Raw genomic sequence first — 7,484 nt, forward strand, 5'->3', positions numbered from 1 at the left:
TTAGCAAATTATATGCTATTTTTCGGCGTGGAAAACTGGGCAATGTTTGTGGATTTTATATTAATAGCGGGGATGTCCCTTCTATTCCTATTGGTTGTCTTTTTATTGAAATCAAATACAGGGTTTTCTAAGAAGCTCCTATCGATTTTCTTTATAAACTCTATCTTTTTTTTATTGTATTACTATGCTTATTTGCATAAATCACGCTCCTTAGGAGGAATTGCCGTTTTATTAGGGAGTGGCACCGGATTTTTATTAGGACCGTTTCTTTTATTTTACATTCGGTCCCTTATTCAACCCGCGAATAAAGTAATTAAACAATTATTACTTCACCTAACACCCTTTTTTGTGTATTGGATTGCTATTTCTCTACCAGTAGCATTAAGTATGGTTTTTGGATTGTTTTCAGCATATCATAAGCAGTACGTGCTTGTAGCAGATTATATTAATTTAATTGAAAACGCTTATTTTCTCGGCTATATCTGGATAGCTTTTCAAGGCGTGCAAACCATTCGGAAAGCACGAGAACAAACCTATTCCTTTATAGAAAGTAGTAATCTGACGTGGATTTCTTATCTTATTATTGGATTGTTTGGCATCGTAATAATAGATAGTCTTTTTTCGGTGTACGAACTCATCTTCCCGAGAATTCCATGGAATATAGGTACGCTTATAGCCGTAGCGCTCATATTATTATATTGTGTATTAGGGTACAAAGGAATGTTTCAGTCTCAAATTTTATTACCTAACTTTTTATTGGAAGAAGCTGTGGTAGTAGCGCCGACAACTACGTCCGCCCAAAAAGAAGAGGTTGATGCTACGGTAAAACCGGTACGACAGTTAGATGTCTTTACGGCCACAGAAATTGAAGGGCTTAAAAAGAAATTACACGCCATTTTAGTTACCCAAAAGCCACATTTAAATGAAGCTTTAAGCCTTTCTCAATTGGCAGCGGAGTTGGATATTACTGATAAAAAGCTATCCGAATTACTGAACCAGCATCTGCATACCAATTTTTATAATTTTATCAATGACTACCGCGTGAAAGAAGTCAAAGAAAAGTTGACTGAAGCCGGCAACGAAAAATATACGCTTTTAAGCGTTGCCTACGATTGTGGCTTTCAGTCCAAAACCAGTTTTAACCGTGTTTTTAAACAGAAAACCGGTATGTCCCCCTCAAAATACAGACAATTGCACACTCCCGTTGCGAGATAAGCACAGCTCTTTTAGGTTATTCTTCCTCTGTATTGATAGCGATTGGGTTCTCCGTAGGGGTGTTTTTATCTATTAACATCAATTCTTGTTCTTGTAGTTTAGTAGCTGCTGTAATAATGAGCGTATATAGTTCGGTATATTGTTCTGCTTCTATATCTTCATTATACGATGCTTCATTGAGACGGTACAAGGAGCTCCGTAAAAAATTCAAAGCGTTCGATTTATTGGTAAGTTGTGTCACTAACTTTTCGACTAGGGAGGTCATCTCGGCATCTACGCTTATTTGGTCTTTAATATTAGCAGAAGCATTTCCTAGAAATTCCTTTACTGTTTCAAATATAGCATCTGGCTGTTCTTCCCCTAGATATTTAAATTGGAATGTGCCATCTTCTTGTTTTACTACATTGAACACTCCCATGCGTTTGGTAGCATCGAAAAAGAAGGCTCCCGTGGAGACCTCAAATGCTTCATCAGCTCCTATAAAATTGGGAGGTACATAGGAGGCGGTCACATCACTGTCTACAGAGACTGCTTTTTGACTAAAGCTTACAATAGATAGTAATATCGCACAAAGGAAAAGATATTTTTTCATACTACAAGTAGGTTTTGGTTTGGACCTCCAATCTATTCATTTTTACGTTTTAGAACAATACCCACAATTGGGTAGATTTACAAAGACCTCTTTTGAGGTATTATACTATTTATTTTTAGTATCTAGAAAATACGTGATAGCTATGGTCCGATATGTCTTAGAGGTTCTACCTTTTTTACGACCAAACGATAGGTGTATGTTCCTATTCTATTTATTCCCCCATGGCCCATTCAATATGTAGTAGACATAACCATTCATACATACATTAAAATATTGTTTGCTAGGAAAGTTGGGCCCTATTCGCCTAAAGGATGTTCGCAATCTACCCTTAAGATGCCATAGCGGTTTATTAAGTTATATACGTTATATACACGCTATAGATACGCTATACATACGCTATAGATACGCTATATGTGGAAATAATTAATAGATAGTTGTGAGTCGTGAGTAGTTAGCCGTGAGTAGTGGGTTTTTGGGGTTTAGTTGTTGGTAGTTAGTAGGTTACAGCAGCGATTTGAAGTGGGGATTGGATAGGTTATAGGAGCTGGTTTATGTTCACATACGGATTGGGATACTGGGTAATTGTATAAAAAAGTCTAATATGGAGAATTCGTATCATCCGGTCAACCCCTTCTAGCAAACCGAATCGTTACTTGTTACTAGCCAATCTCAGGGTGGCACCGTCTTTTAATTCAAGATCGATATTTAGTACTTTTACATTGCTAATAGACTAGAAGAAAAATTTTCTACCATTTAAATTTTTTACAAAGTATTAAAGAATACCCATGAAAAAATATGCTAAGAAGCCGTGGCCTACCAAAGATGCTATGATACAGGTGTATGAAAATAACCTGTGGGGTGGAGATAAAACTGAGTTTTATTCTGGCATGGGTTCTCATGATAGGGAAGTGGTACATAGGTATATAAAGGTAGTTTTAGCTTTTTTAAAGGAGTTGAAAAAATCACCGGTGGTTTGTGATTTGGGTTGTGGTGATTTTAATGTGGGGAAGAAACTGGTACCATTCACCAAGGAATATAAAGCTATCGACATTGTCCCTGATTTGATTGCCCGTAATAAAAAAACATTCAGAATAGATAATATAACTTTTTATACCCTAGACATTGCCAAAGATGAATTGCCTACTGGGGATTGTGCGATTGTTAGACAGGTGTTGCAACATCTATCGAATTCAGAAATTAAAGCTATCGTCGGAAAATTATACCGTTTTAAGTATGTGGTCCTCACCGAACATCTACCTGAAGTAGCTTTTGAACCTAATACCGATATTATTTCAGGACAGGGTATTCGGCTAAAAAAACAAAGTGGTGTCGATCTTTTAGCAGCGCCTTTTCATTTTAAGGTAAAAGAAGCAAAACAGTTGTTGTCGATTCCATCGCCTGGCTTTAAAGGTAGAATAGTGACTACCTTGTACAGGGTATTTTAATTAATTTTATTATTTTAAACTTCTTGTCTGTTTTGGAGTCTTTGGATTGACAGCGTGTACAGCGAATTGTAGGTCTTATTTATGGTTCTTAGTTTTCTCAAGTCCATTTTCTGAAAACTTATCATCGGGTCGATCCCTTTTATTGAAACGAATTTCTATTTGTTGTTTGCCCCATTCACGAGCAGCATCTTCGTCTAGCCCCATATAGATATCGACTTTTTTGTTCCAGCGTTTGTTCATTTTATCTTTTACAATATACGTACCTGGTAGACCATCGATTTCAATTTCTTCGTTGTGATCAAGTCCCATTTTGATGAGGTCGCGTGATACGGCAATAGCACGTTCGCCAGGTTCTAAAATATCACCCCAAGCGGCTAAAGAGGGATTCCCCCTTTTCGTTTGATGTTCCACCGAGTTATAAGCCGTAGCGGTTACGGTCATGGTGGTCATTTTTTTCTGTTGTTCCTTGGTTTCGGCACAACCGAGCAATAGAATGGCTAGGGAAAGGATGAGTAATGGAATAAGATAATTGTGCTTTTTGAATTTCATAGTATATATAAAATACAAAAAAGGAGTGCAAATACCTGAAAATAAACACATAAGATTGTGTGTTACGCCTCTTTACGCAATACCTCCAAAGGAGAACTGCGTAATACGGTCTGGATGTTGCTTAAGCCAATGGCTACCACAAGTAGGGTTATGCCTGGCAAAAACACTAGAAAAGGAATCAACGAGGGTACAAAGGGTTCTTTGAATACAAATAGTGCTAAGCACAAGCTGCTCAATAAAGCCAATATAATCCCAACCAAACTTCCCAATAGGCCTAAAAAGACATATTCCAATGCTGAAATGGTTAAAATCTGATTGTTTTTAGCTCCCAAAGTACGGAGTAACACACTTTCTTTAATTCGTTGATACTTGCTAGTTCTTACAGAACCAATCAAAACAATAATTCCTGTAAGAATACTAAAGAAAGCCATAAAATTGATTACCCAAGATACTTGTTCTAAAATATCTTCTACTAAGGTATAAACTTGTCGCAGATCGATAATGGTTACGTTCGGAAAGGTGGCAACCAAATCCCGTTGCAATGCTGCAGAGCCTTGTTCGTCTTTTACTTGAGTAGTAAACACATGAAATTGCGGTGCCTCTTCTAATACACCCTTCGGAAATACTACGGAAAAGTTAAGTTGCATTTGTGCCCAATCTACTTGGCGGATACTACCCACGACGGTTTCCATTAGCACACCTTGCACATTGAAAACAACAGGATCGCCCACGTCTAGTTTTGCATCTTCAGCAAGATTATCTGAAATGGAAATATATACAGGATCACCCGCCTCCTTTTGTGAATACCAGGTGCCTTCCAACAATGCTTCGGAAGGGGTAAGGGCCTCACGATAGGTGGTTCTAAATTCATGGTTTAAAATCCAACCGCGCATCTGGCGTGTGGTATCTTGGCGGATTTCATTTACTGATCTTCCATTAATTCTGTGCATGCGCATCGTCACCAAAGGAATGGTGTTAAGCACTGGCAATCCCTTGTTGGTAATGCGTTCTGCTATCGAATCACGCTGCTTCGATTGAATATCCAAGATAATCATATTGGCAGTTTCCGAAGTCTGTTCAATTTCTGTCTTTGCTAATAAAATATCTTTGGTAAAATACAAGGTGCTAATTAAAAAGGTTCCCAATCCTATAGCAACCACGAGCACAACGGTTTGGTTGTTGGGTCTAAATAGGTTGAGTAAACTTTGACGTGCTGTAAAGCTCCATCGCTTCGGAAAAAAACGTTTTACCATTTTTATAAAAAACAGAGCGACACCTGCTAATACGGCAAACGTAATAACGGTTCCACCTACAAATGCCAATGCATATAGCGCATCTTTAATAAGCCACAAGGAGAATAAAAACAGGAATATCAGAATGGCGCCAAATACCAAAAAGCGAATTTTTCTGGGTTCTTGAGATGATTTTTCATCTACACGTAATACATCTAAAGGCGATACATACCAAGTTCTTAATAAGGGAAGCAGCGCAAATAAGACAGACATACATAGTCCAAGCAGCACACCAATAATGATAGGTTGCGCTGTAATAGAGATTGTAAGGGAAAAGGGTAGAAATTCTTTGAGTAAATAGGGAAATAACTCTTGAATACCAACACCTATTATCGACCCGATAAGTCCTCCAATGATTCCAATTCCAGCAATTTGAATCAAATAAATCAGAAAACTTTGGAGTCTGGATGCGCCCATACACTTTAAAACCGCAATGGCTTTTAGTTTTTCCTTAACGTAGATATGCACCGAGCTGGCAATGCCTATACAACCTAACAACAAGGCAATAAAGGCCGCTAGGTTTAGAAATTTTCCCACGTTGTCATACCGTCTCCCTAAGCGTTCGGTTGTACTAGTATGTGTGTCTAGATCGGCATTTTCAAGATCTAATTTGGGTTCGAGCTTATCTTGAAGTTGCTGTAAGTTTACCGTATCGGCTACTTTATAGAAATATTGATATTCCTTTCGGCTTCCAAATTGCAACAAATTTGTAGCTTCAATAAATCGGTAAGGAACAATGACAGGTGGTGCTACAGAACTCGAAATGGCAGAGCTTCCCGGAATCGATTGTAAGGCACCCGCAATAGGAAGCGTTAGTTCACCAACTTTTATAGAATCACCTGGCTTCACATTAAACTGAAGCATTAACGTAGCATCTACCAAAGCACCTCCTGATTCTTGATAGGTTGCTGCTACTTCAGTAGGTTGGCTTTCAAGTTTGCCATAAAAAGGAAAGTCCCCTTCCAGACCGCGCACCTGTACCAATTTAGTGCCGCCACTCTTCGGAAAAGCTACCATGGATACAAAGTTTACTTCTCGTGCGTCCGGCTGCAACGAATCGATAATTGCTTGTGCACGTTTTGTTGGTATTTGCTTCGCATCGATAATAAAATCGGCACCCATCAAGGTTTTTGATTGGCGCTGAATGTTGTCCTTTAAATTCGTACTGAATAATTGAATGGAAACGACCGCCGCAATGCCCAAAATAATCGATGCCATAAATAGCAGTAAGCGCACTTTGCTGGCTTTGGCATCGCGCCATGCCATTTTAAATAGCCAAAATATATTTACGTTTTTGTGGGATTTCAATTTGTTCAAAATACGGTGGTAGGTTGATTGGTAACTGTTTTTCCGCCTTTAAGCGTTAATATTTGCTGCGTACGATTGGCTAGCTCTAAATCGTGGGTAACGATCACCAAGGTGGTTCCGTTTTCTTTATTCAAATCTAACAATAACTGAATAACCTTTTCGCCGGTTTCAGCATCTAGGTTTCCTGTTGGTTCGTCTGCAAATAAAATAGAAGGTTTGTTGGCAAACGCCCGAGCCAATGCCACACGTTGCTGTTCACCGCCTGATAATTGAGAAGGGTAGTGGTGAATGCGGTCTGCCAAACCTACCTTTTCTAATAAACCCTTACTTTTCTGTATCGCATCTTTTGCACCTTGTAACTCTAAAGGCACGCTCACATTTTCAAGTGCCGTAAGGGTGGGTAACAATTGAAAATTCTGAAAGATAAATCCGACTTCTTCATTTCGTAATTGCGCCCGTTGGTCTTCATCCAATTTTTTTAAATCTTGTTCGCAAAGAGCTACGGAACCCGAATTGGGCGCATCTAAACCAGCACATAATCCCAGTAAGGTGGTCTTGCCACTTCCTGAAGGTCCTACAATGGAAAAGGTTTGACCTTTCTCTACATCGAAGGAAATATCGTGTAAAACTGTTAATTGCTTGTTACCACTAGTATATGTCTTTTCCAAACCGGTAATCTTTAATATCTTTGGCATGATCTTAATTTAAATAATAACGAATGTTCAGCGCACATGATAATCATTTTCCGTTTAATTTACCACCTTCATCAAGGCTGAAACTCATAAAGTTTAGTTATTTTTTTATAGCATTTTTTCTTTTGTCTTGTGGCGATACAAAAACCGAAAAAGCGACGGAAGAGCAAAATACCACGGAACAATCGGAAGGCAATGTAGCAACTGAGACTGCAACCAAATCCATTCTATTTTTTGGAGATAGTATCACCGCTGGCTATGGATTGGATGATAGTAATGACGCCTTTCCGGGTGTGTTACAGCAAAAGATTGATTCGTTGGGCTTAGATTATACGGTGATTAATTCTGGTGTAAGTGGTGAAACAACCGCCGGGGGTAGTAGCCGAATTGA

General features: G+C 38.7%; 7 protein-coding genes. 3 read left to right on the forward strand and 4 right to left on the reverse strand.

Annotated features, from left to right (window positions below):
* The first annotated feature begins 12 nt into the window (after positions 1–12).
* Positions 13–1,215 (forward strand): helix-turn-helix domain-containing protein, encoded by a 1,203-nt coding sequence (locus AACZ92_RS09930; RefSeq protein WP_339700528.1) that lies wholly within the window; start codon positions 13–15, stop codon positions 1,213–1,215.
* A gap of 16 nt (positions 1,216–1,231) precedes the next feature.
* Here AACZ92_RS09930 and AACZ92_RS09935 read toward each other — a convergent pair whose 3' ends face one another.
* Entirely contained in the window at positions 1,232–1,807 is a 576-nt protein-coding gene (locus tag AACZ92_RS09935) for a hypothetical protein (protein ID WP_339700531.1), read from the reverse strand.
* Between the two features lie 785 nt (positions 1,808–2,592).
* On the opposite strand from AACZ92_RS09935, the gene AACZ92_RS09940 reads away from it, so the two are divergent.
* Complete coding sequence (locus AACZ92_RS09940) at positions 2,593–3,252, forward strand: class I SAM-dependent methyltransferase (RefSeq protein ID WP_339700534.1); 660 nt, start codon at positions 2,593–2,595, stop codon at positions 3,250–3,252.
* Between the two features lie 75 nt (positions 3,253–3,327).
* Here the strand turns inward: AACZ92_RS09940 and AACZ92_RS09945 are convergent, their stop codons facing one another.
* From AACZ92_RS09945 to AACZ92_RS09955, 3 genes are all read right to left on the reverse strand, one after another.
* A complete protein-coding gene (locus tag AACZ92_RS09945) occupies positions 3,328–3,801 on the reverse strand; it encodes a hypothetical protein (protein WP_339700537.1) in 474 nt (157 codons plus the stop codon).
* A 62-nt stretch (positions 3,802–3,863) separates the two neighbouring features.
* Entirely contained in the window at positions 3,864–6,359 is a 2,496-nt protein-coding gene (locus tag AACZ92_RS09950; RefSeq protein ID WP_339700555.1) for an FtsX-like permease family protein, read from the reverse strand.
* 47 nt (positions 6,360–6,406) lie between these two features.
* Positions 6,407–7,096: an ABC transporter ATP-binding protein gene (locus AACZ92_RS09955; protein ID WP_339700540.1), complete on the reverse strand. Its 690-nt coding sequence runs from the start codon at positions 7,094–7,096 to the stop codon at positions 6,407–6,409.
* A 23-nt stretch (positions 7,097–7,119) separates the two neighbouring features.
* On the opposite strand from AACZ92_RS09955, the gene AACZ92_RS09960 reads away from it, so the two are divergent.
* Positions 7,120–7,484 (forward strand): GDSL-type esterase/lipase family protein (locus tag AACZ92_RS09960; RefSeq protein WP_339700543.1); only part of this gene is annotated, 365 nt, incomplete at its 3' end.

Source organism: uncultured Marixanthomonas sp. (assembly GCF_963974425.1).
In the GTDB taxonomy this organism is placed as follows: Bacteria; Bacteroidota; Bacteroidia; order Flavobacteriales; family Flavobacteriaceae; genus Marixanthomonas.